Raw genomic sequence first — 26,658 nt, forward strand, 5'->3', positions numbered from 1 at the left:
AAGCTATTTGCCAGGGCTTAGCGCAATACAATTACCTCCTTGGTTTTTTGCATAATAAAGAGCATCGTCGGCAGCTTGAATAAATGTTAAATGATCATCACACTGATGATGATTAACAGTATTAATTCCCATGCTTACTGATAAATACCCTGTAAAGCTATCTTCATGCACAATTGCCAACATTTCAATTGCTTTTTGAATTTGTTCAGCCACAAATAGCGCCCCTTGTTTATCTGTTTGTGGTAGCAATACAACAAACTCTTCGCCCCCATAACGGGCAACAAAATCCTCTGGACGACTCACTGTGTCGGCAAGTTTTTGTGCCACAGCGTATAAGCACTTATCGCCTGCAATATGCCCGTAACGGTCGTTAAATTTTTTGAAGTTATCAATATCAATTATAATGAGTGAAAGCTGACAGTTTGCTAATTTAACACGGGAAAATTCATCAACAATTTTTTCATCAAAGCGGCGCCTATTGGCAATTTTGGTTAACGAATCTAAAAACGCCATTTCGCTTAAAATCTCATGTGCTTTAATCCGCTCAGTGGCGTCATTAAAAACAACCAAAAATTCATTACCAATATTAATACCCGATACTTGCATAATGACTTGCTCACCATTTTTGCAGGTTATTTGGTAGTCGTTTGCAGGAATATCGCCTTTATTACTTTCGGCTTGTGCAAGCGATGCGCTCCATAATGCCCGAGCAGCATTTCTTTTATCAATATCTGGGTAGGCTTTTCCCCACCAAATATCTACATTGGGCGTATCATTTATAGTAAAACCAAATACATCAATATAACGCTGGTTAACTTTTAATATATCACCCGTTTCAACGCACACATTACAAATAGGCATAGGAAGTACTGTAAATAATTTTGCATAATGGCTCAGCTCATGATTACGCATAGGGTGATGCGTGTGAGCAATTAAATATTTTTGTTGTGGATCGTTATGTTCGTTAAGTAATTTGGCATTCATAGTCGCTACAAAATGCCATTCAACCCACCATGCTTCTAAACGCTTTAATAATGCTTTTTCTACTTTTAGATTAGGGGTCAACGACTGTTCAATTAATTTAAATAACTCAACAATAGGATGTGGCTCTTGGAAAAAAATAGGGGGAGTTATTGTGATCAATTCATCAAACAAATAATAAGCTGTTTCTTTAAGTTCACTCAACGGGTTGTTAAGCAACTCACTTATATCGGTTTTTTTTGGGTAATCTAAAATAAAAGATTTTACTTTGTTGACGTGAGAAGCATAGTTCATATATTCATTCCATTGAGTATATTAATAATAACCTTAGTTACGCTTAAATATAACACTATAAAGCAATATAAAGCTATAACTCCTCCTACTATTACACAGCTAATATTCACACTTATTTACTATTTATATTTATTTTGCTTACTGCAAATAGCAAAAACGTTTTGCTGACGCTATAAAAATAACTACAAAAGCGCTGCATTAAGGCTAAGCCTCTTTAAGCGCTGCTTAAATACATGCTATAATCGCGGCCTTTCCAAGATGTTATTAATAACAGTAATCTGTATAAGCGAAATTATTCATGAGCGAAAATAGTCACATTAAAGTCATCGTAGGTATGTCCGGCGGTGTTGATTCTTCTGTATCTGCATATTTGTTAAAGCAACAAGGCTATCAGGTAGAAGGCCTGTTTATGAAGAACTGGGAAGAAGACGACAATGATGAATATTGCGCCGCAGCTGATGATTTAAAAGACGCGCAAGCAGTTTGCGATAAACTCGGTATTGAACTGCATACAGTTAACTTTGCCGCTGAGTATTGGGATAACGTATTTGAGTACTTTTTAGCAGAATACAAAGCAGGTCGTACACCTAACCCAGATATAATGTGCAATAAAGAAATTAAATTTAAAGCCTTTTTAGAATTTGCGGCCCAAGCATTAGGCGCCGACTTTATTGCCACCGGTCACTATGTACGCCGCGAACTACGCGATGACAAATACGTTATGTGCCGCGGGTTAGATGATAATAAAGATCAAAGCTACTTTTTATACACGCTTAGCCACGAACATATTGGCCAAACATTATTCCCTGTTGGCGATATTGCTAAGCCAGAAGTGCGCCGCATAGCTGAAGAGCAAGACCTAATTACTCACGATAAAAAAGACAGCACAGGTATATGTTTTATTGGTGAGCGCAAATTTAAAGACTTTTTACAAAAGTTTTTACCTGCCCAACCTGGTGTTATCGAAGACACTGATGGTAACAATGTAGGCGAGCACGAAGGATTAATGTATCACACCCTAGGTCAACGCAAAGGCTTGCTAATTGGTGGTATGAAAGAAGGCTCAGGCGAGCCATGGTATGTAGTAGATAAAGACCTTGAGCGAAATGTACTTATTGTTGGCCAAGGTAAAGATCACCCTCGCCTATACAGTAATGGCCTTAATGCTAACCAATTGCACTGGGTTGACCGTATTGGCCCTAAAGGCACTACTCGCTGCACAGTTAAAACCCGTTACCGCCAAGAAGACTTAAGCTGTACGCTACTTGTAGGCGAAGACGGCATGGCACGCGTATTATTCGACGAGCCACAAAAAGCCGTTACTCCAGGTCAATCTGCCGTATTTTATGCAGAAGATGTGTGTTTAGGTGGTGGTATTATTGATTCGGTGATCAAATAATGAATCAACACCAAGTCATGGCGCTTGCCGCCATGTGCCAAGTTGCTAAACAAGTTCAAAAAGTTGCTCAGTACGGCAATAATAATGAACACGATTTAGAAATACTACTTTCGAGTATTATTCAAACCTCGCCGGCATCGCCAGAGGATGTATACCAAGGCACAGATAACCTACGCGATGGCTACAAAACATTATTGGCACAGCTAAGTGCTGGCGCGCAAAAAGATGTTGAAATTGTAAAATACGTCGGTGGTTTAATGCAGCTAGAACGTGCCTTGAGTGCAAACGACAAAAGCTTAAACGAATTAGGTAAACGTATTGATGACATTCATCGACGTTTAGATCATTTTGCTATAACCGACGAGAGCGTTGTCGCCGGTTTAGCGGATATATACTCAACGGTGCTAAGCCCCCTTGGGCACCGTATACAGGTTTATGGTAAACCTGAGTTACTAAAGCAGCAGCTCACTCAAAATAAAATCCGCGCATTATTATTAGCCGGTATTAGAAGTGCAGTTTTATGGCGACAAATGGGCGGTAAACGCCGTCACTTTTTCTTTGCAAAAAGAAAAATAATCGCCATTGCTAAAGCAAAAATTTAATTATCGTTCAAACTAAAATTTAGGAGTTATTATGGAGCTTTCAGCGTTAACGGCTATCTCTCCAGTGGATGGTCGCTACGGCAGCAAAACCACTGAACTACGCAGTATTTTCAGCGAATTTGGCCTAATCAAATACCGCGTAACCGTTGAAGTGCGTTGGTTGCAAGCGTTAGCTGCAGCGAGCGATATTAAAGAAGTCCCTGCATTTAGCGAACAAGCTAATGCATTACTAAACGCCATTGTTGATAACTTCAGCGAAGCTGATGCACAGCGCGTTAAAGATATTGAACGCACAACAAATCACGACGTTAAAGCGGTTGAATACCTTCTAAAAGAAAAAGTAGCCGATAACGCAGAACTACATGCAATTAACGAATTTATTCATTTTGCATGTACCTCTGAAGACATTAACAACCTATCTCATGGTTTAATGCTAACTGAAGCACGCAATAATGTATTACTACCATATTGCGATCAGTTACTTAGCTCAATTAAAGAAAAAGCGATTGAGTACAAAACAATCCCTATGATGACACGTACGCACGGACAACCTGCTACACCGTCTACTATGGGTAAAGAATTTGCTAACGTTTACATGCGCTTAAAACGTCAACGCGACCAAATTGCACAAGTAGAAATGCTAGGTAAAGTTAACGGTGCTGTAGGTAACTACAACGCTCACCTTAGTGCATACCCAGATTACGATTGGCACACACATGCAGACAAATTTGTATCAAGCCTAGGTTTAACTCTAAACCCGTTTACTACACAAATTGAACCGCATGACTACATTGCTGAGCTTTTTGATGCTATTGCCCGTTTTAACACAATACTGCTCGATTTTGATCGTGACATGTGGGGTTACATTGCCCTTAATCACTTTAAGCAAAAAACCATTGCTGGCGAAATTGGCTCATCAACAATGCCACATAAAGTTAACCCTATTGATTTTGAAAACTCAGAAGGTAACTTAGGTTTAGCAAATGCTATTTTTTCTCACCTTGCACAAAAGCTGCCTGTTTCTCGCTGGCAACGTGATCTTACCGACTCAACGGTATTACGTAACTTAGGTGTAGGTATGGGTTATGCACTTATTGCATACCAATCAACACTTAAAGGTGTAAGTAAGCTTGAAGTAAACGAGCAACGTTTATTAGAAGAGCTTGATCAAAACTGGGAACTGCTAGCAGAGCCAATTCAAACAGTTATGCGTAAGTACGGTATCGAAAAGCCATACGAAAAGCTTAAAGACTTAACCCGTGGCAAACGTGTAAACCAAGAAATAATGGCAGACTTCATCGATGGTTTAGACCTTCCTGAACACGCTAAAGTAGAAATGAAAAAACTAACACCTGCTAATTATATTGGCCGCGCTGTTGAGTTTATTGATGATTTAGTTTAATAACTAAACTAAAATCAATGAAAAAGCGAAAGGTCTCCTTTCGCTTTTTTTGTTTTAATACCACTTGCACTAATTTGTAGGGCCACTGTATGTATCAATTAAAAATAAATGACTTATCAGAGCAAGAGTTTTTAACTCAGTTCTGGCAAAAAAAACCACTCTTAATTAAACAAGGTTTTAGTAATTTTCAAGACCCGCTTGATGCGAATGAACTTGCAGGCCTTGCAATGGAAGACAGCATAGAGTCGCGTATTGTTACTAATCATAATAATGAATGGCAATCGCACCAAGGGCCGTTTGAAGACTTTGAACAGCTTACAGAGCAACACTCTACTTTATTAGTACAAGCGGTTGATCATTGGCATAACGATGCAGCACAGCTGCTAGAGCCGTTTCGATTCATCCCAAACTGGCGCATAGATGATTTAATGATCAGCTATTCAACGCCTGGCGGTGGTGTTGGCCCGCATTTAGATCAATACGATGTATTTATTATTCAAGGTGAAGGCAAACGCCATTGGCGAGTAGGCCTACCAGATCCTAGCCTTAAACAATTCACCCAAAATAAAACATTATTGCAAGTAGAAGCGTTTACTGCGGTTATTGATTGTATTTTAGAACCCGGCGATATTTTATATATTCCACCAGGTTGCCCGCACGAAGGTTATGCCGTAGAAAACGCCCTTAATTATTCGGTGGGTTTTAGAGCGCCAAATCAACAAGATTTACTCTCTAGCTTTGCCGATCATATTATTGATACCGAAAGCGGACAAAAGCGTTACACCGACCACAACCTTACATTAAGAGAGTCTAAGGGCGAGCTGAGCGATACTGAGGTTGATAAAGTAAAAGTGCTAATGCAGGCATTACTAAACGACCACACCTTATTTAAACAATGGCTTGGCACAACTTTAAGCCAACCAAAGCACGATATGGACTTAATGCCTGTTGAGCAACCGTTTAGTGCGGCGCAAATAGCTGATGCAATAAACAGTGACGACATAAGCTTTGAACGCCTAGGTGGAACGCGTGCTATATATCAGCAAACAGCTGATGAATTATTAGTAAGTGTTAACGGAGAAAACTACTCTGTACCAAATAGTGACTTGAATGCTGTTAAGTTACTTACTGATTTTACAGGTTTTAATGCGCAACAGCTAAAAAACACGGCCCCAAGCCTAGTTTTTATTGAAATATTCACTACACTAATTAATGAGGGTATTTGGTTCAATTAGAGGTGTATTATGGACTACCGGGTAGAACAGGTCGATTGGCACAGCCAAAAAGCGCTACTGCAGCAAATAAGAGAGCGTGTATTTGTTTATGAGTTACATATTCCTAAACATATTGAATTTGACAACCTAGACCCACTTGCCCAACATATTCTTGTCACCTGTATTACCAACGACACACAGTCTCCTGTAGCCACAGGCAGGCTGTGTAGCGATGGCCTTATAGGCCGTATAGCTGTATTACCCGCCCACCGCAATCGCAATGTTTACAAATCCCTACTTAACTTTATTGTTGCACTTGCTGCAGAGCAAAATATTGAAGTACTGAGTATTAACTGCATTTTAGAAGAAGTTGAATTATTTAAACAAAATGGCTTTAGCCAACAAGGCAATGTATTCATGGAGGCTGGCATTGCAAAGCTACGAATGCAATGCCCTGTTACCAGCTTTGAAACTCGTCCATTTACGTTAACGCATTAAAAAGCGAGCTACAATAAACAAAGTAGCTCGCTTTTTTAATTTGTTATACAAACATATTAAACTTATTTAGGCTCGTTAGCCCACAGTTGTTCATTTTCGTGCATTTCGTATAAACCATGGGCACGATTGATCAGTAAATTGGCAAAATCAACCTTGGTTTTATCACTCGCCCCTGTTTGCATTATTTGATCAGCTTTTAACTGCCATTGCAGTGAAAAATAACGTATTGCATCGCGAGCATCTTTTGCAGCACTCACTTCAGCATGATCAGTTGGTAAACGACCGGTAATTACCCAATAGTTTTTACCGTTTTGCGCCTTAAATTTCCATAGAGCACAAAATGGGGCTAAAAAACGACTGTCTTTTTCAATCAACGTTTTAGGCATAATGCCTTTTTCAGCTAAATGCTTTTGTGCGTTTTGAAAGCATTCACGCTGCCATAATATATTTTGCTGCTCTACTTGAGCTTGTTCTTGTGCTGTTAACGGTTTTTTTTCTTGTTGTGTCATTATTAATAACCTTTTACTTCTTTTTTAACACTTTAAGGGCTTAACAAATAAGGTGCAAGTACAAAAATAGTATTTTTTAGCCTAAAACCCGCTGTTTGCCTGGTTTTTAGCCAAATTTATAAGCTTTACTTAACTATTTTAATATTATGATCGAATGAGCCCACATCCCCCGGAAATACCACCGGCGACTCAATCCCTTCTTTATTAATGGCTGCAACACCAAAATAGTAATTATCAATTACTACATTGTTAAGTATAGCTTGAGTAACCTTACCCACGGTTTTACTAAACTGCCATTGTGGCTCGCTGGTATAACGCCAATAAATACGATAACCGGTTATATTATTGTCTTTAGATGCCTGCCACGACAAACGCGTATTAGCCGTTACCGCACCCGCGATTTTCACGTCTTTAGGAGGGGCTGGTGCCCACGCCATCGACGCTAAACTTACAGCATTAAGTGCGGTTAATTTGGCCGCATAGTCAAAATCAACGCCTTTGATCGTATCGCCATATTCAATGCCGTTTTCAATGCGTAAGTCTTGATGCTGGCGATCGTAATGCTCGTTTGTTTCCATAATGCGCACTGCAGCAAAGCCCGCGTCATTAAAAGGTCTATGGTGCCCACCTCTACCAAATCGGTCTAACCGATAAACTAACATAGTATTTAAATTAGCAATGTATCTGTCGGCAATGGTATCTATGTAACGCGCCAAGTTACGACTAGCTGAGTCAACCTCGCCCCCCGTAAAGCGCCGCGTTCGTGCTTGCTCTTTAGTTTCTATTACGCGCGTACCTTCAGAAAATATCCGCGCTGTGGTGTTATCGGTTACGCCATTAACCCCGGTAATATTGCCTATCATGTCGTTGTTTAGTACTGCGTGTACTTGCCAGTCGTGTTTTTGCGCATAAGCGGTTAAAATTTTACCACCAAATAAACCCTGCTCCTCGCCCGACAGCGCCGCGTACACCACAGAGCCATTAAATTTATGTTTACTCAATACACGCGCCGCCTCTATTACGCCCGCCACACCAGAGGCGTTATCGTTAGCCCCCGGCGAGTCGCTAGTAAAATCCATCACATCGCTTACGCGTGAGTCTATATCGCCCGACATTATTACCATACGGTTAGGCTCGCTTATACCGCGCTGAATAGCGACAATATTAACCACTTCGGTTGCATCAGGAATTCGTTTTTCGCCCGATATAGTGTCTTTTACTTCAATAATCTCTAGGCATCCGCCGCATTGTGCTGATATTTTTTCGAACTCTTGTTTTATCCAGCGCCTTGCTGCACCAATGCCACGGGTTTCCGATTTAGTGTCTGATAATGTATGGCGCGTACCAAAATCCACCAGCGTTTGAATATCGCCACCAATACGCTGCGCTGAAATATCACCGGCTATAGCATGCAATTTTTGTTGATCAGTGTATTTAATCTCGCCCGCTGCCAATGCTTGCGAAGTTAAACCCACAAAACAAGCAGCTGTAAGGGTACTCACGCTAAGTAATTTTGTTGTTATTTTAAAAGGTGTTTTAAGCATTTATAGCTCCTTATTTTTATTATAATCACCATTACGCAAGTAAGCTTATTGCGCAATACTTTTGCGGTAGGCACCACAAAAAAGTAAGTTAAAGCACAGATCAAAAGTTTAATTAAGCCAGATAATCTGCAACTAGAATATTTAGTAATATGGTTATTTTATTTATGCCACACTAGGGTTTTTATTTATTAAAAACTTTATGCGCCAATTAAAAAACGATACCAAGCTTACTAATCAAATCTATCATGCCGACAGTAAGTTTGGTCCGGTACGCGTTTATCAAAATGAAGATTATAGATGGCTCACTTTTAATAACGATCCGCTGCTAGGCGTTACTCTTCAAGGAGTAATGAGCAAAGCCCGGCCTGAACTATTATGTGTACCAATATATCAAAGCATGTTGTTATTTTTATTAGCCCCGGTTAGTGAGCTACATATTTTAAATTTGGGCTTAGGCACTGCAGCAATAGAGCGCGCACTTAAACACATTGAATCTAGCCGCCGTAATTTAATTGATACGTTTGAAAGTGTAGAAATAAACCCTGATGTTATAAGTATCGCTAAGCAATTTTTTAAATTACCCAGTGATCATACTGTGCACCAGCAATGTGCTCAGCAATTTATTAGTCAATGCACTCAACAATACGACCTAATTTACATAGATATATTTAGTGGCGAGCACCACCAAACGTTTATTCAAAGCGAGTCGTTTTGGCACGCCATTAACCACTGCATTAATAAAAGCGGCCAGGCAATCATTAACCTAAATCCTAAAACAGGGCAAGAATTACAAACTACTTTAGTACTGTTACGCCATTACTTTAACTGTATTGCACTTATAGAGTTTTATGAATACAAAAACATTGTTCTTATACTAAGTAACCTGTCGTTAAAGCATATAACGGTAGAGGCAATACAAGCCTCAACAGTAATGCAAAGCATAGCGCCAAACTTGCATAGCAATATAAATACTATTTACCATATAGCAGCAGTATAAAAATTAACGACCAGGCTCAAATGTATCGTAACAAGGTAGGCTCGTTTCTAGCAGTTCCCAATTAGCCCTAGAAGTCACAAAATTATGTGATAATGGCTTTTCTGTAATTGTTGAATCTATAAGGCCTAAGCGAATTCTGTACCGAGATTTATCATCCGCATTAGCACTATAAATAGGTGAACCACAACACTTACAGAAATAACGTGTGCGCCCTGCTTTAAAAGAATACTTACTTAGTAAATCATTGCCTGTTGAAATTGAAAATTCATGCACATTTATAAACCCGTTAGTTGCAAAAGCGGTTCCGCTATTTTTTCTGCAAAGTGAACAATGGCAATGGATAATACTCGTAATAGCACCCGTTATTTTTACTGTAACCTCACCACATAAACATGAACCTGTGTACATACAACTTCCTTATAATTAAATTATTATTTTTAACCTAATGGCTGATCATTGCAATCTTAGTATTGTTTTAATGCTTACTAATATTAATTATACCTTAGAGTATGAGTAATTAAGCCTCTACTAAGCTGCATTTAAAAACACAAAAATGCTATGATAGCTGCAATTACTTGCCATTTAAGCTATTAAAATGTATCGATTATTTGAGCGCATTACTAAGCCGTTCCCACAAGATAAACCAACGCAGCCACCTAACACGCTGCTTGCGTTTTGTCTTCATTACACCAAAGGCATGGGGCTGTCGCTAGCACTACTCTCGTTAAGTGCCGCCTTGCTCGCTATTTTAGAAGTATCGCTATTTAGCTATATGGGGCAACTAGTTGATTGGCTGGCAATTTATACACCACAAACACTCTTTGTAGAGCAGCAGTCCGAGCTGACAAAAATGGCCCTTATGCTCCTTGTGGTGCTGCCTGTAGTGGTGTTTTTTCATTCTGCAATTTTGCACCAGGCATTACTGGGCAATTACCCCATGTCGATTCGCTGGTTAGCACATAGATATTTATTGCGCCAAAGTGTTAGTTTTTATCAAAATGAATTTGCCGGACGCATCGCCACCAAGGTATTACAAACCTCTCTGGCTGTGCGCGAAGCTGTAACAAAACTACTCGATGTATTAATGTACATAATCGTTTATTTTGGCTCTATGTTGTTTTTAGTAGCCGAGGCCGATTGGCGCTTAATGTTACCCTTACTTGTTTGGCTTGTTTTGTATATTTGCATTCAACTTTACTTTGTACCGCGTCTTAAAAAAGTGGCTACCTCACAAGCCGATGCCCGCTCAGAAATGACCGGCCGCATTGTCGACAGCTACACTAATATTGCTACCATTAAACTATTTTCGTACACCCAACGCGAAGAAGAATACGCAAAACAAAGTATGGATGTTTTTTTACAGCCGGTGTACAAGCAAATGCGTTTAGTTACCAGCCTCAACTTTGTTATTCAAACTTTAAATTACTTATTAGTGTTTTCGGTCACTGCGGTATCACTTTACTTGTGGTCGCTAAGTGCCATTAGCGCAGGAGCAATTGCCGTTGCGGTAAGTTTAGCCCTTAGATTAAACGGCATGGCGCAGTGGATCATGTGGGAAATAAGCAGCTTATTTGAAAATATTGGCACCGTGGCCGATGGCATGCAAACCCTCTCTAACCCAATTGCAGTAGCCGATAAACCCAATGCCAGCACTCTTAACGTTAGCCAAGGTGCAATTGAATTTAACAATGTGCACTTTAACTACGGCAAAGCAGCAAGTGAAACGCTGCGTGGCCCGGTTATTAACGGTTTAAACTTAAATATTAAAGCCGGTGAAAAAATTGGCTTAGTGGGTCGCTCTGGCGCGGGTAAATCAACGCTAGTTAATTTACTACTACGCTTTTACGACACCGACTCTGGCAGTATAAAAATTGACGGCCAAAACATTACCGATGTGAGCCAAGAAAGCTTACGCCGTTACATTGCCATGGTAACTCAAGACACTTCCCTGCTGCACCGCTCAGTAAAAGACAACATTTTATACGGCAGACCAGATGCCACTGAAGCCGAAATGATCGATGCCACCAAGCAAGCTAAAGCGCTAGAGTTTGTAACCGACTTAGTTGATAGCAAAGGTAATAAAGGCTTTGACGCGCAAGTAGGCGAACGTGGCGTTACCTTATCGGGTGGGCAGCGCCAACGTATTGCTATTGCGCGCGTACTGCTTAAAAACGCCCCTATTCTCATACTCGACGAAGCCACCAGCGCGCTTGATTCAGAAGTAGAAGCCGCTATTCAAGCAAGTCTTGATGATTTAATGACAGATAAAACAGTAATTGCTATTGCTCACAGGCTATCAACCATAGCGCAAATGGACAGGCTTATCGTACTTGATAACGGCGGTGTTGTTGAGCAAGGCACACATGATGAGTTAATAGCTAAGAATGGGATTTACGCTGCACTTTGGGCACATCAAACAGGTGGGTTTATTGGCGTTGAATAGTTTTTTTAAGTATTAACAACAAACTTAAAATATTAAACCATAACGAAAAATGCGTTATGGTTTAATATTGTTTTATTACGTGCTAGCTCGCTTTACTTTTTTCTATGGTGTGAGTAGCCGATAATTCTAAAAAGTATTCTAATGAATCATCAAGTACATCTAACCACGGCACAGGAAGCTCAGGTGCCAAGGTATTTGTTAAAGTAGAGCGATACGCTTTTTCTCTAAAACACATAATGTCTTGTTGTTTATCTTTTTGCCATTCTTTGAGAATATCTGCCTGTTTTTCAACTGCAAATTCAGGGTAATCTGTGGCATTAGTTAAATCACGAATATACGCTGCTTGATAATCAATAGAGCCTTCAACATTCGTTACTTCATCGTACTTAGCTAACCAATTTTTTTCATCTTCTTGTCGTGCTGCTAATGCTGGTATTTTTATTCTGTCTAAAATTTCGTCGCGTACATACCATGCTTGCGCATCAAACATATTAAAAGTGAAGTACTGATCTTGCATGCCTAAATAAACTAACTTAGGGTTTGGCTGCCAAAAAACACCCTTATACAAGTTTGCCGGATACAAACAGTTATGTGTTTGTAAACGTAGTTCGTCAGGTAAAAATGGAAAATGAAATAAATACCCAGTACACATAATCACAGCATCAAAGCGCTTACTAGTGCCATCTATAAAATGCGCAACGTCCCCTTCAAAGTGGGTCACAAGTGGCATTTCTGCAATGCCGTCTGGCCAATTATAGCCAAGTGCTTTAGTACGGTAGCTTATAGTTACCGATTTAGCGCCATACTTATAACACTGCGTACCTATATCTTCGGCAGAATAGCTACTGCCTATAAGTAAAACTTCTGAATCTTTAAATTCTAGCGCATCTCTAAAGTCATGAGCATGTAATACTCGACCAGAATACTCTTCTAGCCCTTCAAAATAAGGCATGTTTGGTGTAGAGAAATGACCTGTAGCAACAATAACATAATCAAACTCATTCACTTCCTGCTCGCCGGTTTTATGGTTCATAACCGTTACAGTAAACATTTGTGTTTCGTCGTCAAATGTAACCCAACGAACCGGGCACTCAAAGCGAATGTATTTACGAATATCTTGCTTGTTAATACGCCCCATTATGTAGTCTTTAAGCACTTCACGAGGGGGATACGAAGGAATAGGTCTACCAAAATGTTCTTCAAAAGAATAATCAGCAAATTCTAAGCATTCTTTTGGTCCGTTAGACCAAAGATAACGATACATACTGCCATGTACCGGCTCACCATTTCTGTCTAGCCCAGTGCGCCATGTATAGTTCCACATGCCACCAATATCATTTTGTTTTTCGTAACAAACAACTTCCGGTAAATTCTCAATACCGGCTAAACGAGCTGCTTCAAATGCACGTAATTGTGCCAAACCGCTTGGACCTGCGCCCAAAATAGCAATTTTTTTCATTATAAAAGTCGACTCCTAATAGCTAATACGAGCCTTACTATAACATTTTTTCATGCAAATTATTTGCCACAATAAAAATAAATCCTTTTTTATAACATTTACCTTTAAAAAAACATAAAATAAATCAATATTTTATTAACTAGCCGTCTATTATCACCGTAACTTATTTGGCTTAAAAAATTTAATCAGTAAGCACTCAGCCATTAGTTTATAACGGCTTAAATTTAAGTAATAAAAAAAGCGAAGATGCTGTTTATGCTCCTTCGCTTTTACTACCATTTAATACTTAAATTAAAGCTTTATAGTATTGTTACTGTGATAAAAAATAGCTTATAGGCGTTTGCTGGTATCTTTAAAATAATGATGCGTTAAGCCATAAGTGCAGTATTATGCTGGCCCCGTAACCTAACGCAATCACAGGCGTCCACTTTAGGTGACCAAAAAAAGTATAGTAGCCGCGTGCTTGCCCCATTAATGCCACTCCCGCAGCCGAGCCAATCGAGAGTAAACTACCGCCTACCCCCGCAGTTAAAGTGATCAGCAACCATTGCCCATGCGACATTTCAGGATCCATAGATAATACCGCAAACATAACCGGTATATTATCGATCACTGCAGAAATCACCCCAAGAAAAACATTTGCCGTTGTAGTAGACCAATTGCCGTATAGCATCTCAGACATAAAGTTTAAATAACCTAAAAACCCTAAGCCACCCACGCACATAACAATACCGTAAAAAAATAATAACGTGTCCCACTCTGCCCGTTGCACTCTACTAAATACGTCAAATGGTACAACACTGCCTAGTTTAGCTAATCGTTCTTGATCGCCCAACTGCTCTGCATGGGCTCTTTTACGTGCCAGTGATCCTGGTAAAGTCATTCTTAAAAAATAACCAAAAAACTGTAAATAGCCTAGCCCCATCATCATACCTAATACTGGTGGCAGGTTTAAAAAGCTATGGCAAGCAACGGCAGTGGCTATGGTAAGTAAAAACAACACTAATATTCGCACTGCGCCGCGTTTTAGCTCAACCGCTTCGTATTGTGCGGTTGGGTGCTTATCGGCAACATAAAAGCTCATAATGGCTGCGGGCACTAAGTAATTAACTAAAGCAGGTAAAAACAGCACTAAAAACTCGTTAAAATGCACCAATCCAGCTTGCCACACCATTAGCGTGGTTATGTCGCCAAAGGGGCTAAATGCGCCGCCCGCATTAGCCGCAATAACAATATTAATACAGCTGATGTTTATAAATGGCTTATCACCTTCGGCAACTTTCATTACCACTGCACACATTAATAACGCGGTGGTAAGGTTGTCGGCAATCGGGGAGATAAAAAATGCTAAAAAACCGGTTATCCAAAATAAATTTTTATAGTTAAAGCCTTTACGGATCATCCAAGCGCGCAATGCATCAAATACTCCTCTTTCTTCTAGCGCATTTATGTAGGTCATAGCGACTAGTAAAAAGAGCATAAGCTCGGCAAACTCAAGTAAATTATGCCTAAATGCAGTTTCGGTAAGTTCAGTAATATCATGGCTAACGTAATAGGCACCTATTAATATCCAAATTAATCCTGCTGCAACCAATACTGGTTTCGACTTTCTTAAATGTAGCTTTTCCTCGAGCATAACCACGGTATAAGCAATTAAAAATATACCAATACAAAACCAACCAATACTCGATGATGTTAAATCTAACTGCCCTTGCGCAGCCCAAACTGGCGAGCAAAAAAACAACATAGCAATACATACTATGTTGAACCCCCGTAACAAACTCTTCATTTTACATTTCCTGTTTTAATTACATAAATCAGCTGGCTTTAATTACAATAAAGCAATTTATCTGCTTTATTGATACGCATTTTGGTGAGTATTTATTGGTTATTATTTTTTCACCACAATAAAATAGCACAGCATTACCAAGTGGCTATTGTACTGAGGTCTATATATGCATAGATGGTTGCTATATTGTAAATAGAGTGTGTGAATGGTGGTTGTGCAAGCTTTAATATTTACAGATTAATCATTTAAAATTCAATTGGTTACATTGTTTTTATTTAGTGCTGCGAAAGTAGTTTACAAAAAAAGCGAAGTTGCTATGTAAGCAACTTCGCTCTTGGTTAATTGTTGTTTGTTATTTAATTTGTATTAGGCAATTAACCTTAAGCCTACCATTACTAGCATCACAACATTGGCAAGTACGCCAATTAAAAAGAAGTAGCTACGTGGGCTAGGATTTTTATTAGTAGCAATTGCGTAGTACAGCACCATATGAATTAATCGCGCAATAACGTATATCCATACACATAGTGCAAATATTGGGCTTTGATAATTTATTACAAAAGCAAACAACACTGTTCCTATAAATAACGCACTATTTTCAAGGGTATTGTGAAAAGTACGGTGTGCTCTAAATATAAAACTATCGTGAGATAAATCGTCACTTATTTTACCCGGCACTGCATTAGGCTGTTTTGCTTTGCTAAAAGTTGCTACCGCCCACTGTACAAGCAACATAATTAAATACAGGTAAAACGCCAAATACGCCGAAAGTGCAATATTAGTCATAGTTAATTTCCTTGTTTTTATTAAAGATTATCAATTTTTAGATGTTTAACATTAATAACAGGCAAGTTTTAGGCCGAGTTTAATTATTTGATAGTTATACAAATAATTAAAGCTATCGTTTAAACTCAGTAATTTATTCCGACGTTTTTACATAAAAGCACTTAATACTTAAATTAAAAACCGTAAAAGTAATATTGTTAAACAAATATTATTAGCAATATTAATCATTAAAATTATAGCCTACGACCTCAAAGTTAAACTAACTATAACCACCCCATGGTCGGTACTTAAATCGTCTCGCTCAAATACTGGGTTAATTAAATGCCGATCGTAAGTGTTATAGTCACTTACTTCAAAAAAGCTATCATGGTAGCTGGCATCAAATTCACTAGACAATAAAATATAGTCAAGCACTGAACTGCTCGCGCCATAATAATGGGTTGGCGTGCGTGGAGTTGCTGGCTTAGCTACATTATTTGCATCACCTTGCTCAATTACAACACTCGCTATATGGCCATCAACACGCAAGTCGTCTGTTGGTGCTTGTGACTCAGCACTTGCCAATTGCGACTTTGTAAATAAGTCCCATGCATCATTTAAACAATATTTAGCAAGGTAAGTTTTAGCGTCAAAAGCAGGTGCAAAACGCAGTGTATTAGTAAGCATGTGGCTTAACACACCATCAGCTATGCTGTTATTAAAGTCGCCCATTAAAATCATAGGCTGCTGCGTAGCTTCGCGGCGCGCAATCATTTGTATCATTAATAATGTGGCTTCGCTGCCGCGCTGAATAGTTGATCCCCAGCCACCCGCTACATTCGCTTTTAAAATCTCAATTATGTTCTTTTCGGGCGAAAGTGCTTTATTGTGCTCATCAACCTCAATCATTGGGCGTTTAGATTTAAAATGCACCACATAACAATCGGTATTACCTATGTGCGGCAAAGTTACTGTGGCTCTTAATACCTTGCGGCTAAATGTAAAATCAGCACTAAGCCCAAGGGTAGCTACAAGTTCATTATCGTGCTGCACCGCAGCCACTTCAACAATAGGATATTTTGCGGCAATTGCCACTACGGGTCGTTTATAAATAAAGTCGTCAATCACCTCGGGCGTATCTACCACTGCAAAGTGCTCATAACCTTGCCCACGTACTAATTCTTGTAACGACTCAATACTAAACACTTCCTGAAAACCAATCACATCAGGTGCGTGCTCTGTTAAATAATCAATAATCCACTGCTGCTTTTTAGCCCACTGTTGCGCGGTATAAATTTTCTCAAACTCATAGTATGCATTGGGTGGCTCAAGGTAATTAAACAAGTTAAATGTGGCTATTTTTAGTTGAGTGTTTTTTATCAAAAGAGGTTCCACTGCTGTACATTTTAAAATAACAAACATCGCTGAGTTATTAGCCCTAATGCTTGCTTAAATGAATACGTAAAAGTATGTAATAGCAGTATACCCTATTGCTTATCGTTTTTAAGGCTTTAGGGGGGGGGGTCAAAACCTGTGCTATTTAAGTAAACTTGTAAAAATAAGATCATACATGGCAAATCAATTCAATTTCATACATCAAACAATAGCATTACAAATTTAGCTGCTTACGTATTCGTACGCTTTGTTTTTACCCTTGAGTATCGCTACGCGCTATTAAAACCAAAAACCCCCTCATCTTTTACAAATATCTCCAAAAAGCACAGTGCCTATTTTATTACTGCTTTATTATGTTTGTATGCAATGAGGTTGCAGTAACAACCTTTAAAACTACGCATTGAATAATTCTCAACTTACTATTTTAGCCCTTTATTTAGGCTATACTGCCCTTTCCATTACCAACAAACGCTATGTATTATGAACTACTCAAACTTTGGCACTAAATTTACACAACCCAACGGCATTACTCAGTTAATGGAAGACTTAGGCAGTGCTAAAAGCAGTAACAATCCTAATATTGTTATGCTTGGTGGCGGTAACCCTGCATTAGTACCACAAGTAAATGAGGTTTTTTTAAGTGAGTTACAAAAGCTCGTTGCCAGTAATAAAGTATCGCAAGTATTTGGCCTTTACGACGGCCCAACCGGTAACGACGAGTTTAGAGCTGCATTAGCAAGCCAACTAAGTAAAAAATATGCATGGGATATAAGCGCCAATAACGTAGCACTTGGTAATGGCAGCCAAGCTAACTTTTTTGTGCTGTTTAATATGTTTGCAGGCGAAATGCCTGATGGCAGCCATAAAAAGATTTTATTTCCCCTCGCGCCAGAATACGTAGGTTATGCCGACCAAGGTTTATCGGACGATATGTTTGTTGCCATAAAGCCCGATATCGAAATTTTAAATACCGGTAGCACATCTAAACAATTTAAATACGTTATTAATTTTAAAGCGGTTGAAAAAATATTAGCAAACGACAGCAGTATCAGCGCGCTGTGCGTATCGCGCCCTACCAATCCAACCGGTAATGTAATAACCGATGATGAAGTAAAACACCTTGATTTACTCGCTAAGCAATACAACATTCCACTCATTATAGATAACGCATATGGCGATCCATTCCCGGGCTGTATTTACACCGACGCAAACCTAACCTGGAACTCAAACATAATTTTATGTATGTCGCTTTCAAAGCTTGGCTTACCGGGTTTACGCAGCGGTATTGTGGTTGCAAACAATGAAATTATTAAAGCAATTGGCCGCGTAAATGGCAGCATGGTTTTATCGCCAAATAGTATAGGCCCAAGCTTAGTTACCCGTTTAATTAACGACGACGAACTACTGCCGCTGTGTCGTAATGTTGTGTTGCCTTTTTATCGTAATAAAGCACAAATAGCGATTGAACTGTTTGATGAAATATTTGCCGATATGAGTGTTTACTTGCATAAAGTTGAAGGCGCATTTTTTATGTGGCTGTGGTTTAAAGATGCAAAAATAACAAGCGAAACACTATACCAAAAGCTTAAAGAGCAAGATGTGTATGTAATTCCTGGACACAACTTTTTTATTGGCATTGACGATAGCTGGGCGCACAAGCACGAGTGTATTCGCATTAACTATGCAACCGATGAAGCAACACTACGCAAAGGTTTACAAACCATAAAGTATTTAATGGCGTAAATTAATGCTTATGCTATCTACGCTTTGGCTATAACTTAACATCCACTATAACGGCACGCTATTGAGCAAGTGTTGCCTTTATCCCTTATTTACCTCTGTAATACTGTACTCTTTTTGTGCAAACGCGCGCTATACTCTTTAAATTTATATATAAACTGTTATTCTACGCGACCTTTTTTACACGCTATTTACTAGCGGGTAGCATAAAAGGTAGTTCAGGCTGCAAACGCTTACTAAGTGGCAGTAATAAAACGCGCGCCCATACAGGTGCACACTTTAAACACCAACATACAGGTAAATTATGCGATTAGGACCAGGACTACTAGTCACCGCAGCCTTTATAGGACCAGGCACCATAACGACTGCTAGCGTAGCAGGTGCAAACTTTGGCTTTGCACTTATCTGGACATTACTTTTTTCAGTAATAGCCACTATATTATTACAATCTATGGCTGCTCGCCTTGGCGTAGCAACAGGCAAAGATCTTGCTCAAGCACTGCGCGCGCATATTCATACCCCAGTGCTTAAAGTGCTCGCTAGCTTTTTGGTAATAAGCGCCATTGGCGTGGGCAGCGCCGCCTATGAAGCGGGTAACCTTAGTGGCGCTAGCATGGGTTTAATAAAGATATTTCCGACAATAAATGCGCAAATATGGACGCCGCTCATTGCTTTTATTAGCGCATTGTTACTGTACAGCGGAAAACATAAAGTGGTAGAAAACGCGCTCATTTTATTAGTGATTTTAATGAGCTTAGTGTTTATTTCTACTTTAGTTATGGCTGCTCCGCCTATAAGCCAAGTACTAGCGGGTTTTATTCCTACTATGCCTGAGGGCTCTGTTACCACTGTACTTGCACTGATTGGCACCACCATAGTACCTTATAATTTATTTTTGCATTCAGGAGTGCTCGCAGCAAAGTACAACAATAATAGCGATAAACGTAAAATAATTAAGCAAACAAATATCGATACCAGCTTATCAATCACTTTAGGTGGAGTGATCACTTTGGCTATTTTATCTACCGCCTCGGTGGCTTTTTATGGTACCGACGCAGGTAAAGTTAGCGCAGCAAATATGGCAGTACAGCTTGAGCCATTATTAGGTGGCGCTGCCCATTACTTTTTTGCTATTGGTTTATTTGCTGCAGGTTTAACTAGTGCAATTACTGCTCCTTTAGCGGGAGCCTATGCAGTTTGCGGAATGCTTGGTTGGTCTAACAAAATGCAAAGTAGCCGTTTCAAATCGGTAGCACTGGTTATCTTATTGTTTGGCGCAGCTGTTGCCTCTTTGGGGTTAGATCCGGTTGCCGTGATCATTTTTGCCCAAGCTGCTAATGGCTTATTACTGCCTATTATTACTGTTTATTTACTCTGGTTGGTAAATCAAAAAGCGGTGATGGGCAATTACACCAATTCTGTGTTATTAAACCTTATCACTGTGCCTATATTACTGCTTATATTTGGCTTAAGCAGCTACAAGCTGATTAGTTTGATTTTTTAATTAAACTAAAAACATCTAATTAAAAGCCACTGTTTATTAAAAACAGTGGCTTTTACCTTATTCACTATTATAAAAACCTTACCTGTATCCTGCAGTAATTAAAATCAGATAATATTTGTTTTTGTTAAGCGTGAAAACACATAGCCACCGGCCGCACCTGCAAGTAATTGAGTGTAAAACCCCCAACCTCTTGCGCCCGCTATAATATGAATATTCATAATCGATTCAATGGCAATTAACACCATAGCAAATGCCACAATGCCAGCAATAACAAATAGCTGAGTACGGTATTTTTGAACCTTTTTATTAAGCTGCACCGTAACTAAAAAAGCGATTGCCAATGCAATGGCAATAATAGCGCCATAGGTGGGTAATAAGCCCAGCCAATCATCCAGTGTTAAACTAACACGGTCGCTAAAGCCCACTACAACACCTACATTAACTAATTGATTGACAACGTATTGGCTATGAAACAAGCTAGCAAGTGTGAATGTAAATAACCAAGAAACTAAAAATGAGGGCAATATACGTGTTAAAAATGACATGGTTATCTCAACTTAAAATAAAGTTTTTTTCTTATATAAGCCATGCTAGCAAAGGCTTACCCCGTAAACAATGTATCTCTTTTTTTACTCTGCTTTCGCTTTTTGCGTTTTCTGTTAATGCAGGCGCTGCGTTACCAAAAAAGCAATACAGTACAAAAACCCTTGCTACACAATTACAGTCTCCGTGGAGCATGGTTGAACTAGCAAACGGTACATGGTTAATTACAGAGCGCGATGGCCACGTAGTTATAATTAAAAATAATGCGCAATCAAGAGTAAAACTAAACCTAGAGGGCTTATACCTTGCAGGCCAAGGTGGCTTACTCGATATAGTATTATCGCCAGATTATAGCAATTCCAAAGAAGTAATTTTTACCTACGCCCAAGGCGATGCCAACGCAAACAGGCTTGTTGTTGCCAAAGCCACCTTTAATGGTACTCGTTTTTCAAAGCCGCAAATTATTTATAAAGTAGCTACCAATAAAAACACACCACAACATTACGCTGGGCGCGCCCTTGTACTACCCGACAATACGTTATTAGTTTCAACGGGCGATGGCTTTGACTTTAGAGAGCAAGCACAGGTTATTACCAGCCAGCTTGGTAAAATATTACGTATAAACTTAAACGGCAGTATTCCAACAGATAACCCATTTATTAACCATACAAACCCAAATGCCCATGCTGTTTACTCACTTGGCCACCGTAACCCTCAAGGCCTTGTATATGATTACGATACACAGCAAATTATTAGCCACGAACACGGCCCCGCAGGCGGCGACGAGCTAAACTACTTAACCGCAGGCACCAATTATGGCTGGCCAGTAATTACTTACGGTAGGGATTATTCGCAAGCGCGTATTTCACCTTTTACGCAATACCCAGGCATGCAAAAACCAAGTGTTAATTGGACGCCATCAATAGCCCCATCTGGCATGGCGTATTACGGCTCTAAGCACGCGGCTTTCCCTTCACTACAAAAACATGTGTTAATTACGACTTTGGTTGATAAAAAGCTCTACGCTGTAAATTTAGCTAATGGTGAATTTACCCAGTCTCATATATTCCCAGAGGCCACAGGCCGATTAAGAGATGTGTTTGTAACCACTAAAGGTAATGTAGCAATATTAACCGATGGGGAAGATGCAAAGCTGATGTTAGTTAAATCAAATTAGTTCACAAGAGGGTTAGAGAGACTTCGCTTTTAGGGGGGGGGATAGCGCCTTTTAGTAAGCCGCTTTAATAGGTTTAATAACTCTGTTGGGTGGCGCCTTCGGCTTAACCAACCTACCTTTTGACGTAAGTCGGATAAGTGGCGAAGCCACGCCATCCGACAAAAGTGATGAGTTTACTAGAAACAACCCGACTTACCGCGTTATGCAGTAACCGAAAAATGTATTAAAGGTAATTACAGGAGCTTTACACCTAGTTTTTACCCGATTCTAATTTCTGTTTTAATAATTCAATAAGTTGAATATTAAGCCCGGTAATTTCACCTTCTAGCACCTTCACTTTTGCCTGCGACTCTTCATCATCTTTACTGCGTAACAATGCAGTTTCTTGCAGTAGTTTTTCAAGCTTCTCTTGTATTTCAGCAATTAGTTCATCAAGGGGGTCACCTTCAGATTGTGATGCTTGATCTACATCTTCATTACCTAATAACTTGCGAAACGCCGCTTGATTTTTATCTGCCAGACTTTTTTCCGCCCCCTCTTCAGATATATCTACTTGGACGCCTTGAGCCACTCCCTTTTGCACTGTCTCTTTTTCAGAATCGTCATCAGCCACCACCTTTAAAATTTGTTTTTTCGGGTAAGTTTCTAAAGGTTTAGATGTTATGTTAACTGACATTTTATCCATTTTAATACCCTTTATTTAATCAATTATTGGTGGCTAGAGTTCAACTATAAATATAATACTTCGCTAACTGTTATTTGTTCTTGTATGTAAAAATGTGCCTGTCCTATTTTACTTTTCTTTTAAGCAAAAAATCGGACAATGTGTGACGTCAGATTTAATGCGCTTGTTAGTTTTATATTTTAATAAAACCAGAGTAAGCCCACAAAATGGTGCCCAATATAGATATGTAATAAATATTAACCAACGATTTATATTTATTAGCTATTGCCTCTCGGTGTTCACTATTTGTCTTTTTCGCATATTCTTCTGACACTACGTCAGCCAATGCGCCCTTTACCGTTGGAAGCTCAACCCATTGGTGACCCTTATTTAACACAGGATCCTCGGAGTCTTTTTCGAAGTCAGGGTAGACAGAATGCGTGAATCCTAACAATAGAGAATAGACTGTTAATAATGCACCGAACGCCCCTAACCAATTGAAGTTATTATAACAAAAAGAAAGAGCTAAATGAATTATGCCCAATAAAGAGATGGCAACAATAGATCCAAAAGAAAACATTACACTTCTAGAACCAAAAATCCTCAAGAATGTTTTAAAAAGCATATAACTTCCTATAGATATTTTCTCTTACACTCGGATATAGAGTAATAATGAAATAAAACTAACGCCACCTTAAGCGGCAAAAAATTGTTTGCTAAAATGTTGAACGAAGTGAAAACAGCAAACTGTTTTTTGTCCGTTTAAAGGTCTTGTGTACGCCCGACATGGGCATTGACTTATGGGGTGAAAGTCCTCTGTAGGAAGATCACCGTTTAAATAACACACTGTTATTAAACGATAACTACTAGCGAATGGCAAGGGCTAAATCGCGAGAGATAGTCTAGAGGAAGCCGCTAGCAAATCTGTGAGCTGATGAACAAAAACATCATATGAGGCGTAGGCTGGAGACGAGCTAGCACAAGATAGCGAAGTCATGTGATCTAACGGCCACCGTAAATGATGCAGTTGTGCAGAGAAAGTCGATGCACCTTATTCGGGGAGATCTGATAAACACGCATCCGCGCTAACGCTTGGAGATTACCAGTTAGGGACTGGTTGTTCAACCCTTGGCGCTTTGGTTGCTGCGACCTACAGCGAGCGAAATAGCAGTAAACAAGCGTTAGTTTCGACGCGCTTTATCGAGTAATCGCTAGAGTGATTTATCAGAAGTCAGCAGACGGCATAGTAGCCAAACGCCCATCGTAATGGAGGGGACACGGTGAAGGCCTGAACATCTTAACCAGAGGAGATACTACAAATGAACTTGAATTCACATAGATCACCGTGTTGTGATAGTGATGAACAGCGTTCGACTGTGAATAATACCTCGAATGAATACAACCAAACAGATCGTGACCTGATGGCAAGGGTACTGAGCAACCACAATATTGGTGCAGCATGGCAACATGTTAAGCGCAATAAAGGGGCTGCGGGTATTGATAATATGAGTATTGAGGAATTTAATCACTTCGCTAAGTTACATTGGCTGGGTATTAAACAACAATTACTTAGCGGCACTTATCAACCCTTGCCAGTCAAACGCGTGATGATACCCAAACCCGATGGCGGTGAGCGAATGCTTGGATCCCTTCTGTTATCGACAGAGTGATCCAACAAGCTATTGCTCAAGTGATTAGCCCTTACTTTGAGCCTCTATTTTCACCACATAGTTATGGTTATCGCCCTCATAAAAGAGCCAGCCAAGCAGTAAATCATGTTCAATCTTGTGTTAAACAAGGTTATAAAACAGCAGTTGATATTGACTTGTCTAAGTTCTTTGATGAAGTAAACCATGACATGCTGATGAATCGTGTTGGTCGTAAAGTCAAAGACAAAGCACTCATGCGCCTACTTGGTAAATACCTCCGAGCGGGGATCGCAGAGCGCGAAACGGGTCTGTGGTTTGAGTCAACCAAAGGAGTCCCTCAAGGTGGGCCATTATCCCCTTTACTTTCCAATATTTTACTCGATGAATTAGATAAGAAGCTAACCTACAAACACCTTAAGTTTGCACGTTACGCTGATGACATAATCATTTTAGTAAAAACGAAAAGCGAAGGACTCATAATCCAACGGGAAATTACTGCGTTTATCACTCAGCGATTAAAACTCAAAGTGAATGAATCGAAAAGTCGAGTCGGTCCCGTATCAGGCTCGAAATTTCTCGGGTTCACATTCCGTTACGCTCAAGTGCAGATCCACGAACAGGCGCTAAAGAAATTTAAAGCAAATGTAAGAGAACTCACTAACCGCAACTGGGGGATCTCAATGACCCTACAAATTCATAAACTCACGCAGTATTTACGCGGCTGGGGACACTACTACCTAATAGCCAACGCTTATCAACTAACAGTGGATTTAGATCATTGGATCCGTCGTAGGATAAGAATGTGCTACTGGCGGCAATGGCGTAAACCTCGCACCAAAGTACGCAGTTTAATGAAATTGGGTGTTAGCGAGCGACTCGCCATAGCCTGTGGTATCACCAGTAAAGGCCCTTGTAGAAGCTCAAAAACAAAAGGAATTAACATTGCGCTAGGTAATGACTATTTAGCATCACAAGGTTTAGTGTCATTGAAAGATATTTGGATCAATATTCATTACGGGAGATGAACCGCCCATTGCGGACCCGCATGATGGGTGGTGTGGGGGCTGGAGGTTAGAGACCTCCGGCTACCCGATTAGCACTATTTTAACGACTTTGCCAAAGAACTATATACAAGATCAACAAAAGTTGTACCGTGCCATTCATCGTCAAGTGATGGATTTACTGTATCAGGTGCTCCACCAATAATATCTCGCATATATCGATATGCATTACTTCTTTCTCCCAACGTTATAATTTGCTGCTGATGCTCAGGCGGAAGCATTTTATTCCTATACCACGTACGAAATACATGTAGAAAAAGCTCTTCGTTACAAGAAAACCATTCACCATGACGTCGAAGGTGTGAGAACTTTTTGTGCAGTTCAGATTCACGAGCAGAACCTCCGGGTTCTAAAGCGCCAATAATCAATTCCCCATATGTTCCTGTTTGGAGGTTTTGCAAACGTTGAAGTACATTTTTTGAACGTCCTATTTTTATAAATAAACCGTGTAAGGGGTGTGCACTTTTTGGGGGACCAGCCCATGAATCAGGAACTTGAATTACGTAATAAATACTATCAATAGATCCAAGGGAAACTTTATTTGCCCAATCACACCAATTAGTTACCCATTCTTCGGCTTCTTTAAAAGTTGGAAAATGTTCAGTTGTGAAATAGTACTCTCCATTCTCGAGGTGTATATCAGCGATAAATTTTCCATGTTCGCATTTACGAATTCTCTCAATTTTCACAGGAACCTCGGATAGTGCTAACAGCTTATTGAACACCACTTTGGGGGTTTATAACACCCCAAAACGGCGTATATTACATAGCTCAATAATTCCACTAAATAACTACAATGTAAACAAGTAATTACGTATGTTATAAAATCACCGTTGTTACAATACCCCAAAACGACTTTTAATAATGTTATTGGACAAAACCCGATTAACTGTCTATGTATACAGCAGTTTGTTTTTTAGAGGTTAACACTATGAAATCATCTTTTTTAACTATGATTTCTGAACAAATGCATTTAAAACGCTACAAGTAAAAAGGACAGGCGCATATTTTTTGGCAAATAACTGTAAC

The 26,658-nt window shown here is 39.5% G+C and carries 24 protein-coding genes; 12 read left to right on the forward strand and 12 right to left on the reverse strand.

Features of this window, described 5'->3' with window-relative positions; translation table 11 throughout:
* Positions 1–3: 3 nt before the first annotated feature.
* Entirely contained in the window at positions 4–1,275 is a 1,272-nt protein-coding gene (locus tag PNIG_RS09465; RefSeq protein WP_086998625.1) for a GGDEF domain-containing protein, read from the reverse strand.
* A 298-nt stretch (positions 1,276–1,573) separates the two neighbouring features.
* Between PNIG_RS09465 and mnmA the strand changes: the two genes are divergently transcribed.
* The 5 genes from mnmA (at position 1,574) to PNIG_RS09490 (ending at position 6,390) form a co-directional block, all read left to right on the forward strand.
* Positions 1,574–2,674 (forward strand): tRNA 2-thiouridine(34) synthase MnmA, encoded by a 1,101-nt coding sequence (mnmA, locus tag PNIG_RS09470; protein ID WP_011328368.1) that lies wholly within the window; start codon positions 1,574–1,576, stop codon positions 2,672–2,674.
* A complete protein-coding gene (hflD, locus tag PNIG_RS09475) occupies positions 2,674–3,276 on the forward strand; it encodes a high frequency lysogenization protein HflD (RefSeq protein WP_011328369.1) in 603 nt (200 codons plus the stop codon). Before mnmA ends, hflD begins: the two co-directional genes overlap by 1 nt.
* Before the next feature lie 31 nt (positions 3,277–3,307).
* Entirely contained in the window at positions 3,308–4,678 is a 1,371-nt protein-coding gene (gene purB / locus PNIG_RS09480) for an adenylosuccinate lyase (protein WP_089368359.1), read from the forward strand.
* Between the two features lie 89 nt (positions 4,679–4,767).
* Positions 4,768–5,913, forward strand: a complete 1,146-nt coding sequence (locus tag PNIG_RS09485) for a cupin domain-containing protein (RefSeq protein ID WP_089368360.1) — start codon at positions 4,768–4,770, stop codon at positions 5,911–5,913.
* 9 nt (positions 5,914–5,922) lie between these two features.
* The gene (locus PNIG_RS09490; protein ID WP_011328372.1) at positions 5,923–6,390 is read left to right on the forward strand and encodes a GNAT family N-acetyltransferase; all 468 of its coding nucleotides are present in this window, start codon (positions 5,923–5,925) and stop codon (positions 6,388–6,390) included.
* A gap of 62 nt (positions 6,391–6,452) precedes the next feature.
* On the opposite strand, the gene PNIG_RS09495 is transcribed toward PNIG_RS09490, so the two are convergent.
* On the reverse strand, positions 6,453–6,899 hold the full coding sequence (locus PNIG_RS09495; RefSeq protein ID WP_011328373.1) for a DUF4826 family protein: 447 nt from the start codon (positions 6,897–6,899) through the stop codon (positions 6,453–6,455).
* A gap of 125 nt (positions 6,900–7,024) precedes the next feature.
* Positions 7,025–8,443 carry a M28 family metallopeptidase gene (locus PNIG_RS09500; RefSeq protein ID WP_089368361.1) on the reverse strand — a complete coding sequence of 473 codons (1,419 nt, stop codon included), beginning with the start codon at positions 8,441–8,443 and terminating at the stop codon, positions 7,025–7,027.
* A gap of 199 nt (positions 8,444–8,642) precedes the next feature.
* Here PNIG_RS09500 and PNIG_RS09505 point away from each other — a divergent pair, with 199 nt between their 5' ends.
* A complete protein-coding gene (locus PNIG_RS09505) occupies positions 8,643–9,440 on the forward strand; it encodes a spermidine synthase (protein ID WP_089368362.1) in 798 nt (265 codons plus the stop codon).
* A gap of 3 nt (positions 9,441–9,443) precedes the next feature.
* Here the strand turns inward: PNIG_RS09505 and PNIG_RS09510 are convergent, their stop codons facing one another.
* On the reverse strand, positions 9,444–9,848 hold the full coding sequence (locus PNIG_RS09510) for a GFA family protein (RefSeq protein WP_086998643.1): 405 nt from the start codon (positions 9,846–9,848) through the stop codon (positions 9,444–9,446).
* A 187-nt stretch (positions 9,849–10,035) separates the two neighbouring features.
* On the opposite strand from PNIG_RS09510, the gene PNIG_RS09515 reads away from it, so the two are divergent.
* Positions 10,036–11,883 (forward strand): ABC transporter ATP-binding protein, encoded by a 1,848-nt coding sequence (locus PNIG_RS09515; RefSeq protein ID WP_058373524.1) that lies wholly within the window; start codon positions 10,036–10,038, stop codon positions 11,881–11,883.
* Between the two features lie 82 nt (positions 11,884–11,965).
* Here the strand turns inward: PNIG_RS09515 and PNIG_RS09520 are convergent, their stop codons facing one another.
* From PNIG_RS09520 to PNIG_RS09535, 4 genes are all read right to left on the reverse strand, one after another.
* On the reverse strand, positions 11,966–13,342 hold the full coding sequence (locus PNIG_RS09520; protein ID WP_011328377.1) for an NAD(P)-binding domain-containing protein: 1,377 nt from the start codon (positions 13,340–13,342) through the stop codon (positions 11,966–11,968).
* A gap of 352 nt (positions 13,343–13,694) precedes the next feature.
* Entirely contained in the window at positions 13,695–15,131 is a 1,437-nt protein-coding gene (nhaD, locus tag PNIG_RS09525; protein WP_172459225.1) for a sodium:proton antiporter NhaD, read from the reverse strand.
* Positions 15,132–15,497: 366 nt separating this feature from the next.
* Positions 15,498–15,917 carry an MAPEG family protein gene (locus PNIG_RS09530; RefSeq protein WP_011328379.1) on the reverse strand — a complete coding sequence of 140 codons (420 nt, stop codon included), beginning with the start codon at positions 15,915–15,917 and terminating at the stop codon, positions 15,498–15,500.
* A 240-nt stretch (positions 15,918–16,157) separates the two neighbouring features.
* Positions 16,158–17,240 carry an endonuclease/exonuclease/phosphatase family protein gene (locus tag PNIG_RS09535; protein WP_041454718.1) on the reverse strand — a complete coding sequence of 361 codons (1,083 nt, stop codon included), beginning with the start codon at positions 17,238–17,240 and terminating at the stop codon, positions 16,158–16,160.
* 531 nt (positions 17,241–17,771) lie between these two features.
* Between PNIG_RS09535 and PNIG_RS09540 the strand changes: the two genes are divergently transcribed.
* Together PNIG_RS09540 and PNIG_RS09550 are read left to right on the forward strand one after the other, a co-directional pair.
* Positions 17,772–19,034, forward strand: coding sequence for a valine--pyruvate transaminase (locus PNIG_RS09540; RefSeq protein WP_089368364.1), 1,263 nt, complete (start codon positions 17,772–17,774; stop codon positions 19,032–19,034).
* Between the two features lie 301 nt (positions 19,035–19,335).
* A complete protein-coding gene (locus PNIG_RS09550) occupies positions 19,336–20,535 on the forward strand; it encodes an Nramp family divalent metal transporter (RefSeq protein ID WP_086998656.1) in 1,200 nt (399 codons plus the stop codon).
* Positions 20,536–20,639: 104 nt separating this feature from the next.
* On the opposite strand, the gene PNIG_RS09555 is transcribed toward PNIG_RS09550, so the two are convergent.
* Positions 20,640–21,080 (reverse strand): hypothetical protein, encoded by a 441-nt coding sequence (locus tag PNIG_RS09555; protein ID WP_058373532.1) that lies wholly within the window; start codon positions 21,078–21,080, stop codon positions 20,640–20,642.
* Between PNIG_RS09555 and PNIG_RS09560 the strand changes: the two genes are divergently transcribed.
* A complete protein-coding gene (locus tag PNIG_RS09560; protein WP_089368365.1) occupies positions 21,065–22,255 on the forward strand; it encodes a PQQ-dependent sugar dehydrogenase in 1,191 nt (396 codons plus the stop codon). The two genes, PNIG_RS09555 and PNIG_RS09560, sit on opposite strands and share 16 nt — an antisense overlap.
* 250 nt (positions 22,256–22,505) lie before the next feature.
* On the opposite strand, the gene PNIG_RS09565 is transcribed toward PNIG_RS09560, so the two are convergent.
* Together PNIG_RS09565 and PNIG_RS09570 are read right to left on the reverse strand one after the other, a co-directional pair.
* Positions 22,506–22,940 carry a hypothetical protein gene (locus tag PNIG_RS09565; RefSeq protein WP_089368366.1) on the reverse strand — a complete coding sequence of 145 codons (435 nt, stop codon included), beginning with the start codon at positions 22,938–22,940 and terminating at the stop codon, positions 22,506–22,508.
* A gap of 172 nt (positions 22,941–23,112) precedes the next feature.
* A complete protein-coding gene (locus PNIG_RS09570; protein ID WP_089368367.1) occupies positions 23,113–23,544 on the reverse strand; it encodes a hypothetical protein in 432 nt (143 codons plus the stop codon).
* A 694-nt stretch (positions 23,545–24,238) separates the two neighbouring features.
* On the opposite strand from PNIG_RS09570, the gene PNIG_RS20165 reads away from it, so the two are divergent.
* Positions 24,239–24,589 carry a reverse transcriptase family protein gene (locus PNIG_RS20165; protein ID WP_244181028.1) on the forward strand — a complete coding sequence of 117 codons (351 nt, stop codon included), beginning with the start codon at positions 24,239–24,241 and terminating at the stop codon, positions 24,587–24,589.
* Positions 24,586–25,593, forward strand: coding sequence for a reverse transcriptase domain-containing protein (locus PNIG_RS09575; protein WP_244181029.1), 1,008 nt, complete (start codon positions 24,586–24,588; stop codon positions 25,591–25,593). Before PNIG_RS20165 ends, PNIG_RS09575 begins: the two co-directional genes overlap by 4 nt.
* A 74-nt stretch (positions 25,594–25,667) precedes the next feature.
* Here PNIG_RS09575 and PNIG_RS09580 read toward each other — a convergent pair whose 3' ends face one another.
* On the reverse strand, positions 25,668–26,318 hold the full coding sequence (locus PNIG_RS09580; protein ID WP_089368368.1) for a GIY-YIG nuclease family protein: 651 nt from the start codon (positions 26,316–26,318) through the stop codon (positions 25,668–25,670).
* Between the last annotated feature and the right edge of the window lie 340 nt (positions 26,319–26,658).

Origin of the sequence: Pseudoalteromonas nigrifaciens (genome assembly GCF_002221505.1) — a bacterium.
Classification (GTDB): domain Bacteria; phylum Pseudomonadota; class Gammaproteobacteria; order Enterobacterales; family Alteromonadaceae; genus Pseudoalteromonas; species Pseudoalteromonas nigrifaciens.